General features: G+C 72.9%; 16 protein-coding genes and 1 tRNA gene. 15 read left to right on the plus strand and 2 right to left on the minus strand.

Annotated elements, in window-relative coordinates; translation table 11 throughout:
• The first annotated feature begins 2 nt into the window (after window positions 1–2).
• From BU52_RS02715 to BU52_RS02760, 10 genes are all read left to right on the plus strand, one after another.
• Window positions 3–1196, plus strand: coding sequence for an MBL fold metallo-hydrolase (locus BU52_RS02715; protein WP_037927153.1), 1194 nt, complete (start codon window positions 3–5; stop codon window positions 1194–1196).
• Between the two features lie 784 nt (window positions 1197–1980).
• Window positions 1981–3846 (plus strand): sensor histidine kinase, encoded by a 1866-nt coding sequence (locus BU52_RS02720; protein WP_037927877.1) that lies wholly within the window; start codon window positions 1981–1983, stop codon window positions 3844–3846.
• A 68-nt stretch (window positions 3847–3914) separates the two neighbouring features.
• Window positions 3915–4349 (plus strand): roadblock/LC7 domain-containing protein, encoded by a 435-nt coding sequence (locus BU52_RS02725; RefSeq protein ID WP_037927155.1) that lies wholly within the window; start codon window positions 3915–3917, stop codon window positions 4347–4349.
• Between the two features lie 2 nt (window positions 4350–4351).
• On the plus strand, window positions 4352–4723 hold the full coding sequence (locus tag BU52_RS02730; RefSeq protein ID WP_037927157.1) for a DUF742 domain-containing protein: 372 nt from the start codon (window positions 4352–4354) through the stop codon (window positions 4721–4723).
• Window positions 4701–5330, plus strand: coding sequence for a GTP-binding protein (locus tag BU52_RS02735; RefSeq protein ID WP_037927160.1), 630 nt, complete (start codon window positions 4701–4703; stop codon window positions 5328–5330). The genes BU52_RS02730 and BU52_RS02735 overlap by 23 nt, the downstream gene beginning before the upstream one ends.
• Window positions 5331–5388: 58 nt before the next feature.
• Window positions 5389–5964, plus strand: a complete 576-nt coding sequence (locus tag BU52_RS02740) for a GAF domain-containing protein (protein ID WP_037927162.1) — start codon at window positions 5389–5391, stop codon at window positions 5962–5964.
• 181 nt (window positions 5965–6145) lie between these two features.
• Window positions 6146–7174 carry an L-threonine 3-dehydrogenase gene (tdh, locus tag BU52_RS02745; RefSeq protein WP_037927165.1) on the plus strand — a complete coding sequence of 343 codons (1029 nt, stop codon included), beginning with the start codon at window positions 6146–6148 and terminating at the stop codon, window positions 7172–7174.
• A 26-nt stretch (window positions 7175–7200) separates the two neighbouring features.
• Window positions 7201–8400 (plus strand): glycine C-acetyltransferase, encoded by a 1200-nt coding sequence (locus BU52_RS02750; RefSeq protein ID WP_037927168.1) that lies wholly within the window; start codon window positions 7201–7203, stop codon window positions 8398–8400.
• A gap of 36 nt (window positions 8401–8436) precedes the next feature.
• Window positions 8437–9342, plus strand: a complete 906-nt coding sequence (locus BU52_RS02755; RefSeq protein WP_037927171.1) for a LysR family transcriptional regulator — start codon at window positions 8437–8439, stop codon at window positions 9340–9342.
• 68 nt (window positions 9343–9410) lie between these two features.
• Complete coding sequence (locus BU52_RS02760) at window positions 9411–9770, plus strand: MmcQ/YjbR family DNA-binding protein (protein WP_037927173.1); 360 nt, start codon at window positions 9411–9413, stop codon at window positions 9768–9770.
• A gap of 33 nt (window positions 9771–9803) precedes the next feature.
• Here the strand turns inward: BU52_RS02760 and BU52_RS02765 are convergent, their stop codons facing one another.
• A complete protein-coding gene (locus tag BU52_RS02765) occupies window positions 9804–10727 on the minus strand; it encodes a transketolase family protein (protein WP_037927176.1) in 924 nt (307 codons plus the stop codon).
• 41 nt (window positions 10728–10768) lie between these two features.
• On the minus strand, window positions 10769–11476 hold the full coding sequence (locus tag BU52_RS02770) for a thiamine pyrophosphate-dependent enzyme (protein WP_037927179.1): 708 nt from the start codon (window positions 11474–11476) through the stop codon (window positions 10769–10771).
• Between the two features lie 135 nt (window positions 11477–11611).
• Here BU52_RS02770 and BU52_RS02775 point away from each other — a divergent pair.
• From BU52_RS02775 to BU52_RS02795, 5 genes are all read left to right on the plus strand, one after another.
• Window positions 11612–11685, plus strand: a tRNA-Pro gene (locus BU52_RS02775).
• 249 nt (window positions 11686–11934) lie between these two features.
• A complete protein-coding gene (locus BU52_RS02780) occupies window positions 11935–12873 on the plus strand; it encodes a hypothetical protein (protein ID WP_037927183.1) in 939 nt (312 codons plus the stop codon).
• A gap of 89 nt (window positions 12874–12962) precedes the next feature.
• A complete protein-coding gene (locus BU52_RS02785; RefSeq protein WP_037927186.1) occupies window positions 12963–13433 on the plus strand; it encodes a hypothetical protein in 471 nt (156 codons plus the stop codon).
• A gap of 72 nt (window positions 13434–13505) precedes the next feature.
• The gene (locus BU52_RS02790; protein WP_235216242.1) at window positions 13506–14729 is read left to right on the plus strand and encodes a sensor histidine kinase; all 1224 of its coding nucleotides are present in this window, start codon (window positions 13506–13508) and stop codon (window positions 14727–14729) included.
• Window positions 14730–14746: 17 nt separating this feature from the next.
• Window positions 14747–15454 (plus strand): response regulator, encoded by a 708-nt coding sequence (locus tag BU52_RS02795; protein ID WP_037927188.1) that lies wholly within the window; start codon window positions 14747–14749, stop codon window positions 15452–15454.
• Window positions 15455–15459: the final 5 nt, after the last annotated feature.

Genomic DNA, 15459 nt, shown 5'->3' on the forward strand with positions numbered 1-15459 from the left:
CCGTGGCCGGTTACCGTTTCCAGCGCTCCGGGCTCCGCGCCCTGCGGCCCGTGGCCTTCGGCGCGGACCCGAGTGGTGAACGCATGGCCCGCATCCACAGATCCCCGCACTTCAGGGACGGCGTGTTCCAGAATCCGGGCGGCCCCGCCCGGATCCGTCCCTCGGGATCGGCACGGGACCTGGCGAAGGTCTACTTCGACAAGGACAGCCGGTCCCGCCGCGCCCCGGCGGGAGCCGTGCCGGTGCACCCCACCACCCTCGCCGACATCTCCCGCCCGCCCGCCACGGGGCTGCGTCTGACCTGGATGGGCCATTCCGCCGTCCTCGCGGAGATCGACGGGCACCGGGTCCTGTTCGATCCCGTGTGGGGTGAGCGCTGCTCGCCCTTCCCCTTCGCCGGACCGAAGCGGCTGCATCCCGCGCCCCTGCCGCTCGCCGCGCTCGGCCCGGTCGACGCCGTCGTGATCTCCCACGACCACTACGACCACCTCGACCTGCCGACGATCAGGGCACTGGCGGGCACGGACACCCTGTTCGCCGTGCCCCTCGGCGTCGGTGCGCACCTGGAGCGCTGGGGCGTGTCCGAGGGCCGGCTGCGCGAGCTGGACTGGCACGAGACGACGAGGGTCGGCGGTCTCACCCTGACCGCCACCCCGGCCCGCCACTTCTGCGGCCGGGGCCTGCGCAACACCCAGCACACCCTCTGGGCCTCCTGGGTGGTCGCCGGCGAGGAACACCGGATCTACCACAGCGGTGACACCGGCTACTTCGACGGATTCCGGGACATCGGCGCCGCCCACGGTCCGTTCGACGCGACGATGATCCAGGTCGGGGCGTACTCCGACTTCTGGCCGGACATCCACATGACGCCCGAGGAGGGCGTGCGGTCGCATCTCGACCTGCAGGGCGGCGCGGCGGCCGGGGTGCTGTTGCCTATCCACTGGGCCACCTTCAACCTGGCGCCGCACGCGTGGGCGGAGCCGGGGGAGTGGATGAAGGACACGGCTGAGGACGCGGGGCAGGCGGTGGCGTTCCCGCGGCCGGGCGAGCCGTTCGAGCCGGCCGGGAAACTGCCGGTGGAGGCGTGGTGGCGGGCGGTCTCGGGGCCGATCGCGCACCTGTGGCGGCGTCCGCGCAGTGGTGAGGCCGTGACGGAGGCGAGCTGGGGTGAACTCGACCTCGCCGGTGAGCGGTGACGTCGGTCGGGACCGAACGGGGGTCTCGGCGGGGAGACCGAAGCCGAGGTGATGCCTCAGCCGGGTGTCGCGGCCTCGATTGCCTGCTCGGGGGCCGGCCGGCAGCAGGAGGCGTAGGAGACCGGGGCATGTACCTTCAGCCAGTCCGTGAGGTGGCGCCGGGCCGTCTTCCCTGAAGGACGTCACCGGGAGGCCGGCCGGGTTCGCGCCGCACGGCGTGGCCGCCCCGGTGCCGGCCGACGGACCCGCTGCCCTCGTCGCTACGGAGGGTGATGCCCTGGCCGAAGGGGAGGCGGCGGTCGCGAGGCCCCGGCCGGGCAGCCCCGGACGGCCGAAGGGCGGATCGCGCGAGGTGTGCCGCCGGGACGGCTCCGTTCCCGCAGACTCGTGGCGACCACTTGTGACCAGGGTTGATCTCCCAATGTCCACTCTCGATCCCTTGTGCTGAACGGTTATCGGTCTGTCGTACGACGCCTCATACCAGAGCGCGATGCTGTCCGCGGGAGTTTGTCAACTGCCCCCCGCCCATGATGCGGTGACGACTACGGTGAGTGTCGGTCGCCAGGCGTGACGGCTCACGCCGCAGGACGCGCAGAGCCGAGGGGCCGCGTCGATGGGAACGGGATCAGGGAGCGGGGACCGGTACGTGCAGCCAGAAGGCGGACGAGGGAGTCGACGGGGCGACAGGCCCCGGCACCCGGGCCCGGCCGACGCCCCGGGGCCGGCCGGAGCGCAGGGCACGGTCCGCACGCCGGTGCCCGTCGGCACCGCGATCGCGGCCCGAGTGCCGGACCGCGACGAGGGGGAGCCCGGGGCCCGCCGGACCGGTCCGCCAAACCGGCCGGACAGGCGTGAGGGCGGACGGCACGGACGGCCGCCCGCGCGGACCGCTCCCACGCTGCCCGGGACCCACTTACGGTCGCAGCTCCTGCGCCTCGCCGTGCTGCCTCCCGTCGCCGTGGCGCTCAGCGCCTGCGCGGCCGTGCTCTTCACCGTGCGCTCCACCGGAGTGCGGACGGGTCCCACCCTGTGGGCCGTGCTCGGCGGCGCCCTGTCGGTGACCTGCGCCGGCATCGTCATCGCCGCGGTGGCCGCCGACCGCGCCGCCCGGTCCGTGCACGACCGCGTCGCCGCCCTGCGCCGGAGCACCGCCCGGCGCGAGGCCGATCTGCACGCCCTCGTCGAGGCGCTGCGCCACGGAGAGAACCCGCCGCCACGCGCACGGCGCGGTGAACAGGACAGGCATGCCGACGAGTTCGACCTCCTCTCCGCCGACCTCGCCCGTGCGTACGACGGTGCCGTCACCGCAGTCGTCCAGGCCGCGCGGCTCTCCGGCCGGACGGGCAGCGAGCAGAAGCTCGAGGTGTTCGTCAACCTCGCGCGACGCCTGCAGTCCCTGGTGCACCGCGAGATCTCCCTCCTCGACGAGCTGGAGAACGAGATGGAGGACCCCGACCTGCTCAAGGGGCTCTTCCACGTCGACCACCTCGCCACCCGCATCCGCCGCCACGCCGAGAACCTCGCCGTACTCGGCGGGGCCGTCTCCCGGCGGCAGTGGAGCAACCCGGTCCCCTTGACGGAGGTGCTGCGCTCCGCGATCGCCGAGGTCGAGCAGTACTCGCGGGTCAAGCTCGTGCCCCCGATCGACGGCACGCTGCGCGGGCACGCCGTCGCCGACGTCATCCACCTGCTCGCCGAACTCGTCGAGAACGCGACGGTGTTCTCCGCCCCCCACACCCAGGTGCTGCTGCGGGCCGGCCTGGTCACCTCCGGGCTCGCCGTCGAGGTCGAGGACCGCGGGCTCGGTATGCCCGTCGGCGAGCAGGACCGGATGAACGCGCTGCTCACCGACCCCGACCAGGTGCAGGTCGCCGGCCTGCTTGCCGACGGCCGCATCGGCCTGTTCGTGGTCTCCCAGCTCGCCAGGCGGCACGGCATCCACGTCCGGCTCCAGAGCAACATCTACGGCGGGATCCAGGCCGTGCTCGTGGTGCCGCAGGCCCTGCTCGGCACGGAGCCGGGCGCCCCGGGCGCCGGGCGGGAAGCGGACGCGGGAGCGGAACGGCAACCGCGGGACGGCGGCAGCGGCGCGTTCCCGGCGGCCCGCCACCTGCCCGTGGCCCCGGGCCCCGAGGACGGGCCGGGCACCACGCACGAGGCCGCGGTCCCGCACCCGCCCACGGCGTCCCTCACCCCGGTCACCCCCCAGCCCCCTGCCCGCACCCCGGCCCCGCACCCCGGCCACCGCGCCGTCGCCCCGCCGCTGCCCGTGCGCGGCACCGGTGAGGCACGCCCCCACCCCATCGAGCCCGTACCCGGCCCCCGCCACGGCGGCCCGGACGCCCTCGACGACGCCGGGACGACGCCCCTCACCCCGCGCGGCACCACGGTGCGCGGCGTCATGGGCAGACCCCGGCTGCCCCGCCGGCGCGCCCAGGAGCACCTCGCGCCGCAGCTGCGGGACGGGCCGGCACCGCGCAAGGACACCGAGTACGTCACCGGCCACGACCCCCAGCTGATGGCGGCGTTCCAGCGGGGCGTCAGCCTCGCGGAGTCCCGGCAGGAGCTGACCGCCGCACCGCGGCCGTCAGCCGCCGCACCCCGCACCGACCACACCGCCCGGAACGACGGGAGCCGGCCCGCCGGATGACCACCCGCCTCTCCACCCGCGTCCCCAGCGCTCCCGCAGACCTTCGTACCCCAAGGAGTCGATCCACCATGGCGAGCGATGCGCCGACCGCCCAGGTATCCGACCTCGACTGGCTGATGAGCGGCCTCGTGCAGCGCGTACCGCACACGAACAGCGCCGTACTGCTGTCCTGCGACGGGCTGGTGAAGTCCGTGCACGGCCTCGACCCGGACAGCGCCGACCACATGGCGGCCTTGGCCTCCGGCCTGTACTCCCTCGGCCGCAGCGCCGGCGTCCGCTTCGGCGACGGCGGTGACGTCCGCCAGGTCGTCGTCGAGCTCGACTCGACGCTGCTGTTCGTCACCACCGCCGGATCCGGCACCTGCCTGGCCGTGATGGCGGGCCGCGAGGCGGACGCCGCGGTGCTCGGGTACGAGATGGCCATGCTGGTGAAGTCCGTCCGCCCGTACCTGGTGACCGCTCCCCGGCAGCAGGGCGCCGAACCGCCGGCGATGAGGCCTTGAGCGTGAAGGCGGCCGGTGACGGGCCGTGGCTCGACGACGCGGCCGGTCGGCTGGTGCGCCCCTTCACGGTCAGCGACGGCCGTACCCGCCCCACCGTCGCCCTCGACCTGCTGTCGCAGGTGAGAGCCACCGGCGCCACCCCCCTCGGCTACCTCGGCCCCGAGCACGCGCAGGCCCTCGCCCTGTGCCGCGCCCCGGTCCCGGTCGCCGAGGTCGCCGCACACCTCAGGCTGCCGGTGGCCGTCACCAAGGTGCTGCTGGCGGACCTCGTCGAATGCGGGGCGCTGACCGACAGGCTCCCCGCCTTCCACCACAACCCGACGGACCGGGCCCTTCTGGAGGCAGTGCTCGATGGACTACGACGACAGCTCTGACCGGGCCGCCGGCACGGACCACGGTGACGAGGCGTTCCCGACCGCGCTCAAGATCCTGGTGGCGGGCGGGTTCGGCGTGGGCAAGACGACCTTCGTCGGCGCCGTCAGCGAGATCGCGCCGCTCAGCACGGAGGAACTCCTCACCACGGTCAGCGCCGCCACCGACAGCCTCGACGGCATCGAGAACAAGGTCGAGACGACGGTGGCCATGGACTTCGGCCGCATCACCCTCGACGCGGAACACGTGCTGTACCTGTTCGGCACGCCTGGCCAGGAACGCTTCTGGTTCATGTGGGACGAGCTCTGCGAGGGTGCGCTCGGCGCGGTCGTCATCGCCGACACCCGGCGCCTGGAGGAGTGCTTCGCGGCGGTCGACTTCTTCGAGCAGCGCGGCCTCGGATTCATCGTCGCCGTCAACGAGTTCGACGGCGCGTTCCGCTACGAACCGGGGGAAGTGCGCGCCGCCCTCGACCTCCCCGCCGAGGTCCCCGTCGTCCGCTGCGACGCCCGCATCTCCAGTTCGGGCGTCCAGACCCTGCTGACCCTCGTCCGCCACCTCATCGTCCACGCCCCGGTCGCCGCGACGGGGTACGGCGCCCACAGGTGATCCCCGCACACCCACGGAGCCCCTCCATGACCTTCGCCCACCACCCGGGAGCCCGCCCATGAGCTACGACCCGCCCCGCCCGGCCGGTCGTCTGCTGCTCACCCCCGAGGACAAGGAGGCCCCGGCTCGCGTCCGCAGGCTGCGCGGGCTGGGGCTGGGGAGCCACCCGGAGCCCGCGCTCGACGCCTTCGCCCACGGTCTCGCGGAATTCACGGGGGCGCCGTACGCCATGGTCAACTTCCTCGGCGAGGAGGGGCAGTTCTTCGCGGGGCTGCACACACCGGCCGTCGCACCGGTCGTGCGCGGCGACGGCACCGGCGCCCTGCTCGGCCGGGTGCTGCCCCGCGACCACGGCTTCTGCCCCCATGTGGTGGCCCGGCGCAAGGCGCTGGTCCTTCAGGACGTGAGCGACTACCCGAGGTTCGCGGGCAACCCGGTGGTGGACGGGTTCGGCGTCCGGTCCTACATGGGCGCGCCGCTGATCGACAGCACCGGCATGGTGCTGGGCACCGTCTCGGTCACCGACGTCCGGCCACGGGCCTGGGGGCAGCCGGGGCTCGCCGCCATCAAGGCACAGGCGGCGGATCTCGCCGTACGGCTGGAGCACCGGGGAACCGGCGGACCGCCGCTGTGAGGGCTCCGGCGCCGCCGATGGAGTGACGGTGTGAAGCAAAGCTGTGGCCGCGCTTAAGAAATCCTCGATGGACCGGCAAGGGTGTCGTACGGCAGATTGCAGTGCGATTCCACTCCTCCTCCCGGACCGGGTCCGCTTCGGCGTGCCCGGGGGCCGGGACTCACCCTCGGGAGCCGTACCGTTGAAGGCGCTGGTCAAGGAGAAGGCGGAGCCCGGGCTGTGGCTCGTGGACGTACCGGAGCCCGCCGTCGGACCCGGCGACGTGCTGATCAAGGTGCTGCGCACCGGTATCTGCGGCACCGACCTGCACATCCGGTCCTGGGACGGCTGGGCCCAGCAGACGATCAGCACCCCGCGCGTCCTCGGGCACGAGTTCGTCGGCGAGGTCGTGGAGACCGGCCGGGACGTCACCGACATCGCGACCGGTGACCGGGTCAGCGGCGAGGGCCATCTGGTCTGCGGCAAGTGCCGCAACTGCCTGGCCGGACGCCGCCACCTGTGCCGGGCCACGGTCGGCCTCGGCGTCGGACGCGACGGTGCCTTCGCCGAGTACGTCGTGCTCCCCGCCACCAACGTCTGGGTGCACCGGGTCCCCGTCGACCTCGACGTCGCCGCGATCTTCGACCCCTTCGGCAACGCCGTGCACACCGCCCTGTCCTTCCCGCTCGTCGGCGAGGACGTCCTGATCACGGGCGCCGGCCCGATCGGTCTGATGGCTGCCGCCGTGGCCCGGCACGCGGGAGCGCGCAACGTCGTGATCACCGACGTCAGTGAGGAGCGCCTGGAACTCGCCCGCAAGATCGGGGCGACCCTGGCGCTGAACGTGGCCGAGTCGACGATCGCCGACGGGCAGCACGCCCTCGGGCTGCGGGAGGGCTTCGACATCGGCCTGGAGATGTCCGGCCGCCCCGAGGCCATGCGGGACATGATCGACAACATGACGCATGGCGGCCGGATCGCGATGCTCGGCCTGCCGGCCGAGGAGTTCCCGGTCGACTGGGCCCGCGTCGTCACCTCGATGATCACCATCAAGGGCATCTACGGCCGCGAGATGTTCGAGACCTGGTACGCCATGTCGGTGCTGCTGGAGGGCGGCCTCGACCTCGCCCCGGTGATCACCGGCCGCTACTCCTTCCGCGACTTCGAGGCGGCCTTCGAGGAGGCGGCCGGCGGCAAGGGCGGCAAGGTCATCCTCGACTGGACCGCGTAAGCCATCTGCCTCTAGGAGCTTCTGAGATGTTCGACTCCGTGCGCGACGACCTGCGCGCCACCCTCGACGAGATCCGCGCCGCCGGGCTGCACAAGCCCGAGCGCGTCATCGGTACCCCGCAGTCCGCGACCGTGAACGTCACCGCCGGCGGCCGACCCGGCGAGGTCCTCAACTTCTGCGCCAACAACTACCTCGGCCTCGCCGACCACCCCGAGGTGATCGCCGCCGCCCACCAGGCGCTCGACCGCTGGGGCTACGGCATGGCGTCCGTGCGCTTCATCTGCGGCACCCAGGAGGTGCACAAGGAGCTGGAGGCGCGGCTGTCCGCGTTTCTCGGCCAGGAGGACACGATCCTCTACTCCTCCTGCTTCGACGCCAACGGCGGTGTCTTCGAGACGCTGCTCGGCCCCGAGGACGCGGTGATCTCGGACGCCCTGAACCACGCGTCGATCATCGACGGCATCCGGCTGTCCAAGGCCCGCCGCTTCCGCTACGCCAACCGCGACATGGACGACCTGGAGCGCCGGCTCAAGGAGGCCGCCGAGGGCGGCGCACGCCGCACGCTGATCGTCACCGACGGCGTGTTCTCCATGGACGGCTACGTGGCCCCGCTGGACGAGATCTGCGAGCTCGCCGACCGGCACGGCGCGATGGTCATGGTCGACGACTCGCACGCCGTCGGCTTCGTCGGTCCCGGCGGGCGCGGCACGCCCGAACTGCACGGCGTCATGGACCGCGTCGACATCATCACCGGCACCCTCGGCAAGGCGCTCGGCGGCGCCTCAGGCGGCTACGTCGCCGCCCGGGCCGAGATCGTCGCCCTGCTGCGCCAGCGGTCCCGCCCGTACCTGTTCTCCAACACGCTCGCCCCGGTGATCGCGGCCGCCTCCCTGAAGGTCCTCGACCTGCTGGAGTCGGCCGACGACCTGCGCGTCCGGCTGGCCGGGAACACCGCCCTGTTCCGCCGCCGGATGACCGAGGAGGGCTTCGACATCCTCCCCGGCGACCACGCCATCGCCCCGGTGATGATCGGCGACGCCGCCCGCGCGGGACGCATGGCGGAGCTGCTGCTGGAGCGCGGGGTGTACGTGATCGGCTTCTCCTACCCGGTCGTCCCGCAGGGTCAGGCCCGGATCCGCGTCCAGTTGTCCGCGGCGCACTCCACGGACGACGTGAACCGCGCGGTGGACGCCTTCGTGGCGGCGCGGGCGGAGCTCGACGCCTGAACGGAGCGCACCGAGCGATTTGAGACAATCGCATTCATGATCGAGGCACGGCGGCTCCACATCCTCCGTGCGGTGGCCGACCACCGCACGGTCACGGCGGCGGCCGCCGCGCTGTACCTGACCCCGTCGGCCGTGTCCCAGCAGCTCGCCGCCCTCGAACAGGAGACCGGCCACCGCCTCGTGGAACGCGGTGCCAAGGGCGTACGGCTCACCCCGGCGGGCGAGATCCTGCTCGGCCACACCAACGCCGTCCTCGCCCAGCTGGAGCGGGCCGAGGCCGAACTGGCCGCCTACGGGTCCGGCCAGGCCGGCACCGTCACGGTCGCCGCCTTCGCCACCGGCATCGCCCAGGTCGTCGCGCCCGCGGTGGCCCGCCTCGCCGACTCGGCGCCCGGCATCCGCATCCGGGTGCAGGACGCCGAGGGCGACGCCAGCCTGCCCATGGTCCTCGACCGCCAGGTCGACGTCGCCGTGGCGGTCGAGTACCGCGGGGCCCCGCCCGCCGACGACCCGCGCCTGGCGCACCTGCCGCTGTACGCGGAACCCTTCGACGCGGTGGTCCCCGTCACCCACCGGCTGGCCGGCACCGGCGAGGTGCCGCTCGCCGAGCTGGCCAAGGATCCCTGGATCGGCCCCTACCCCGGCAACCCCTGCCACGACGTCGTCGTGCTGGCCTGCGAGAGCGCCGGGTTCCAGCCCCGTCTCGAGCACTCCTCGGACGACTTCCGCGCGGTGGTCGCCCTCGCGTCGGCGGACGTGGGCGTCGCTCTCGTGCCCCGCTCGGCGCTGCGCGGCATGGACCTCACGGGCGTGATCGTCCGCCCGGTGGACGGTGTGGCACCGACCCGCCGGGTCTTCGCCGCCGTGCGCCGGGGCGCCGAGGAGCACCCGCTGATCCGGCCGGTGCTGGACGCGCTCGGCGCGGCGGCCGCGGAGGCTTAGACCTTCCCGGCGTCGCACATCCGGGACAACGTCTCTGATTGTCAGTGACGGCCGCTACGGTGCCTGCCATGCCGGATGCCGAAGACGTACGACGGATCGCCCTGTCCCTGCCGGACACGACGGAGAAGACCGCCTGGAGCATGCCCACGTTCCGGGTCGCGGGGAAGATGTTCGCCACGCTGCCCGAGGACGAGACCTCCATCGCCGTGCGCTGCCCCAAGGAGGAGCGCGACGAACTGGCCCTCGCGGAACCGGAGAAGTTCTGGATCGCCGGCCACGAGGCACAGTTCGCCTGGGTGAGGGTCCGCCTGTCGGCCCTGGACGGCGAGGGCGAACTGCACGACATCCTCGCCGACTCCTGGCGCCAGGCGGCCCCGTCGCGGCTCCTGGAGGCACACCCCCGGCTGGGACTGCCGCCCGCGGACTGAGACGCGCGCCCCCGGAAGGCCGGCCCCCGGCGGTCACACGCCCGCGGGCACCGTCCCGCCCGCACCGACGAACCCGCCGATGCGGGCCCGCAGCGACCGGGCGTCCAGACCGTGGGCGGCGACATGCTCGTCGATCCGCCCGTACCGGCGCAGTTCGGCCCGGCCCACGCCCAGCCCCAGCACCCGGTGCGGCACATCGGCCAGCGCGTCGTTCGCCGCGGCCGTCGACGTACCCGCCAGGTACGGCTCCACGAGGACGACGTCCGTCCCGGCCGCCGCGGTGGCACGGCGCAGGCCGGCCGCGTCGAAGGGGCGGACGGTGGTGGCGTACAGCACGGTGACGTCCAGGCCCTCCGTGGCGTCGAGCACGGCGTCCAGCACCGGTCCGACGGCGACGACGACGCCGGAGCGGCCCTCCCGGACGGTGCGGAAGCGCTCTCCGTCCACGGGCAGTCCCCGCGTGTTGGACTGCAGCGACAGCCGCACGTACACCTTGTCGTCACCGGCGGCCACCGCGTGCCGCAGCAGCGTCTCGGCCTCGTCCGGATGTCCCGGCACGTGCACGGTCCAGCCGTCCAGGGTGTCCAGCAGTGCCACGTCACCGGGGGCCATGTGGGTGTATCCGCCCGCCGGCCAGTCGAAGGACGCGGCGGCACTCACCAGCACCGCCCCGACACCCTGATGCCCGAGATCCAGCTTGACCTGCTCGAACGGACGCTCGACCAGGAAGCTCGCGAAGGTGTGCACGACGGGCCGCAGCCCGGTCAGCGCCATTCCGGCCGCCGCACCGACCAGAAGCTGTTCCCGGATGCCCACATTGACGACCCGGTCCGGATGCCTGCGCCGCGCCTCGGCGAACCCGTCCGCGCCGATCTCGGCGAGCACCACCGCGACCCGCGGATCCTCGTCCAGCAGCCGGGTGACGACAGGGGCGAAACGTTCACGCATGGTGTCCACGGAGACAAGTCCCTTCCTTGAGGAGAACGACAGGGGGAGATTCACGCGCTCTTCGGCTCGACCCGGGCCACGACCGCGTGCGGCCTGCCCGGATGCGGTGCGGTGAACGCGGCGTACAGCGCCTCGTGGTCGCGGCCGTCGACCGTGAGCGCGGACCAGCCGGCCGCCTCGAAGCGCGCCACGATCCCGCCGGGCCGGGCCCAGGAGGCGGAGGAGTTGTCGACGACGACGGTGTGCAGCCGCTCCAGGCCGGCGGGACCGGCGAAGGCGATCGCCTCGTGGTTGCTGCCCTCGTCCAGCTCGGCGTCCCCGATCAGCGTCCACACCCGCGGCTCGTCCAGCCCCTGGGCGCGCAGCCCCAGCGCCGTGCCGACCGCGATCGGCAGGCCGTGCCCCAGCGACCCGCTGCCGATCTCGGCCCCCGGCACGAGCACGCGGTCGGGGTGGTGGCCGAGGGGGGAGTCGTACGAGCCGAACCCCGGAAGCCAGTCCACCGGCACGAATCCCTTGGCGGCCAGCACGGCGTAGTACGCCATGGGCCCGTGCCCCTTCGACAGCAGGAACCGGTCCCGCCCCGGATCGTCCGTCCGTCCGGGCCCGACCCGCAGCACCCGGTCGTAGAGCACCCACAGCACGTCCAGCGTGGACGTCGCGGCGGGACCGTGCTTCTCGTCGCCCGTCATCAGCCCCATCAGGGCCGGCAGATCGGTGTAGCCGTAGGGGCGCGTGCGCTCTTCGGTGATCGTCATACGCCGATCGTGCGACCTCGACCTTGGTTGAGGTCAAGTCGTCCCCCGGGGGAAACGGGTGCGCCATCACCGCCCCGAGTGCGGTATGGTTTCCGTGCGCGTTCGGCCGGGGGAATCCCCAGGTCAGGCGGGCAACGGGACGTGGCGCAGCTTGGTAGCGCACTTGACTGGGGGTCAAGGGGTCGCAGGTTCAAATCCTGTCGTCCCGACTTGCCGAGGAGCAGGTCGGAGGCCGTATCGGGGACACCCGGACGGCCTCTTCGCCGTTTCTGCCCCCACACCGGACCGGGTGCCGCCTGCACCCACGGTTGAGTCCACCCGACGGAGTACCGCCAGGGTTTACCGGGATCGTCAACCGGTGGGCTGACGATCCCCCGGAGCCGGCGGCCTACCTTCTGTTGTCGAGCGGGGAACACCTCGCTGACGGGGGCTGCAGGGGGGCGGGCATGAAGTCACCCATGACCAGGAACGGCCATGGCAGGGGGAGGTGGCTGCTCGCCCCGCTCTGCGCGGTGCTGACCGCCACCGCGGCAGTCGTGGTGGCGGGGTGCGCCCCGAGCGGGAACCGGCCTCCGGCCGCCGGCCCGGCAACGCCGCGCGACCTGACGTACGCCGAGCAGATCACGGTCGAGCGCGGCGAGGAGATGCTCGTCAGGAGGTGCATGAAGGAGCACGGCTTCCCGTACTGGCTCAGCCCCGTCGCGAGCGTCGCCGACCGGCAGGGCCACGGATACGTGCTCACCGACGTCGCCTGGGCGCAGAAGTACGGCTACGGCCGGGAACTCGAGGAGAGGGCGGAACGGGCGCGACTGGCGGACCGCAACGCCGCCTACGCGGAGCGTCTGAACCAGCCGGACCTCGTCCGCTACAACAAGACCCTCGACGGCACGCTCGACGAGGTCCTGACCGTCCAACTGCCGCTGGGCGGCACGGTGTCGACGCCCCGGGACGGCTGCCGCTCCACGGCCATGGAGCAGCTGTACGGCGATCTGCCCACCTGGTTCCGCGTCAGGAAGACGGCCCAGAGCCTCACCGCCCTCTACGCCCCCGACCTCGTCGCAGACCCCCGCTTCGAGCGCGCGGTCACCGCATGGGCGGCCTGCATGCGCGAAGCCGGTCATCCCTACGCCACCCCGCGCGAGATCCGCGAGAAGCGGCCGCGGATCACCAAGGGCATGAGCCCGGACGCCGCGCGGGCCACCGAGGTGAGGATCGCCGTCGCCGAGGCGACCTGCGCCAACAGCACCCCGCTGGTCCGCACCGCACGCACCCTCGAACGCCGGCTGCGAGAGGAGAGGCTGCGCCCCTACCGCGACGACATCGCCACCTTCCGGCGCATGAACCTCACCGCGCTTGCCCGTGCCCGGAGCCTCGGCGCCGGCGCCGCGTCGCCCTGACCCGGGCGAGGACTTCCGCGGCATCCGAGCCGCGGAGCGCACCACCGATCAGGCACTCGTACGCACATCGACGCAAGGAGTGATGACTCATGCGGAAAACCTCCGCCGTCCTGGCGGCATTCGCCCTCGCGGCCCTGGGCGCAGGCGTTCCCGCGACGACCGCCCAGGCCGCCGCGCAGCCGGCCGCCACCTGCAAGGACGCGTGGTACGGCGCGACCCCCGAGTACTTCTACGCCTACAACGGCACCAACTGCACCGGCTTCCTCGGTAAGGCCAAGGGCAACGACTCCAACTGGGGCAACAGCTCCGGCTCCTTCCAGGGCGGCGACACCAACAGGGCGAGCTCCGTGCTGAACAAGGGCAAGTCGACCATGGCCGTAGCCGTCTACAACGGCACCGGTACCGACTGGGGCGGCGGTTACAGCTGCCTGGCCCGCAATGAGCTCTACGCGAGCAACCTCAGCGACGACCGGTTCAGCAGCGGGGCCGGAGTGAACAACGGCATCAGCTCGCACCGCTGGGCGTGGAAGTCCGAGTGCTACGGCCACTTCCTGACGTGACCCGGTGGGAAGGGGGACCCCGGGCGTCGTGAACCGGCGGCCGGGGCGCCGCCGTAGCCGTACGCTGCGCCCGTGCGCTGGATCAAACGGCTGATCGAACGTCGGGATCTCTGGCTGGACACCGCGATCGCCGCGGCCTTCACCGTGGTGGCCGTCCTGCTCGGCGGTGAGCCGGAACCCGGGGCGGACTGGCAGGCCCAGGACGGCCTCGGGATCGCCCTCACCTGCCTGGTCAACGCGCCTCTCGCGCTGCGCAGACGCGCCCCGCTCACGGTCTTCGCGGTGAGCGGCTCGGCGTGGGCGCTGTTCATCACCCTCGGCTACTGGCCCGTCGTGAACTCGATGGGGCCGTTCTTCGCCCTGTACACGGTTGCCTCGCTGCGCCCCCTGCGCCCGGCCGTCGTCTGCACGGTGCTGGTGGGCGCCGTGTGGATGTACGCCGGCTGGCGGGCCGGGCAGGCCACGCCCGCCGTACTCGCCCAGGCGGCCGTCTTCCCCGCCGTCGGATGCCGGGCGGGCGTCGCCGCACAGGTCTCCGCCCGCCGCGCCGACCGGCTCGCCGAACTGGCCGAGCAGTTGCGGCGCGAGCAGCGGGACCGGATGCGTCACGCCGTCGCCGAGGAGCAGCGGCGGATCGCCCGCGAGCTGCACGATGTCGTCGCCCACCACATGTCGGTCATCAACGTGCAGGGTGGTCTGGCGAGTTACGTCTTCGACTCCGAACCGGAAACCGCCCGCGCGGCCCTGCGCACGATCAACGAAACCAGCCAAGAAGGGCTCGGCGAACTGCGCCGTATGCTGACGTTGCTGCGCACCGGGCCCGAGGACGGCACGGATCCGGAGGGTCTGCGGCCGGCGGACGCGGGGGCGACGCCGTATGCGCCGATGCCCGGTCTGTCCCGGCTCGGCGAGATGGTCGAGCGGGTCCGGGCAGCGGGGGTCCCGGTGGATCTGCGGACGGAGGGAACTCCCCGGTCACTGGCGCCCGGTGTCGAGCTGTGCGCGTACCGCGTGGTGCAGGAAGCCCTCACCAACGTGATCAAGCACGCGCGCCCGGCCGACGCCGTCGTGGTCGTCGCGTACGGCCCGCGGGAACTGACCGTCACGGTCACCGACGACGGACGACGGGAGCGACCGCTTCCGGCCAACGTTCCGCCGTCGTCGGGGCACGGCTTGATCGGCATGCGGGAACGCGCCAGGCTCTACGGCGGCACGGTGGACGTCGGTCCGCGCGCCGACGGTGGCTTCAGGGTGTGCCTCACGCTTCCCACCGCGGTGCGGACCGCCGGGAAATGAGGGAATCGATTACGGGGATGATCAGGGTGCTCGTGGTCGACGACCAGGACCTGATCCGCGCGGGGCTCGTCGCTCTGCTGCGGGCCGCGTCCGGAGTGGAGGTCGTCGGGGAGGCGACCGGCGGTGCGGACGCCGTCGCCTGCGCTGCCCGTACCCGGCCCGATGTGGTCCTCATGGACATCCGCATGCCGGGCACGGACGGCATCACCGCGACCGAACGCATCCTCGCGGAGGCCGCCGCCGCGCCACCGGGTCCCGGAGCATCGGCGGGAAGACCCGCACTGCCGCGCGTACTGGTGCTCACCACCTTCGACCTCGACGAGTACGTGTACGCCGCCCTCCGCGCCGGGGCCTCCGGCTTCCTCCTCAAGGACACGGGACCCGAGCGGCTGCTGGAGGCGATCGGGGCGGTCGCCCGCGGCGACATGCTGTTCGCGCCGAGCGTGACCCGCCGGCTCATCGAGGCCTACGTCCAGCGTTCGGAGCCGGTGCCTGACTCCCCGGCGTCGTTGGAGGCGCTCACGGCCCGGGAACGCGAGGTGCTGCTGCTCACGGCGCGGGGACTGTCCAACACCGAGATCGCCGAACAGCTCTTCATCAGCGAGGCGACGGTCAAGACCCACCTCAACCGCACCATGGCCAAGCTCGACCTCGACAGCCGCGCCCAGGCCGTCGTGGTGGCCTACGAGACCGGCCTGGTGACCCCGGGAGGTGCCACCGGCTGAACAAC

The sequence above is a fragment of the Streptomyces toyocaensis genome (assembly GCF_000725125.1).
Classification (GTDB): Bacteria; Actinomycetota; Actinomycetes; order Streptomycetales; family Streptomycetaceae; genus Streptomyces; species Streptomyces toyocaensis.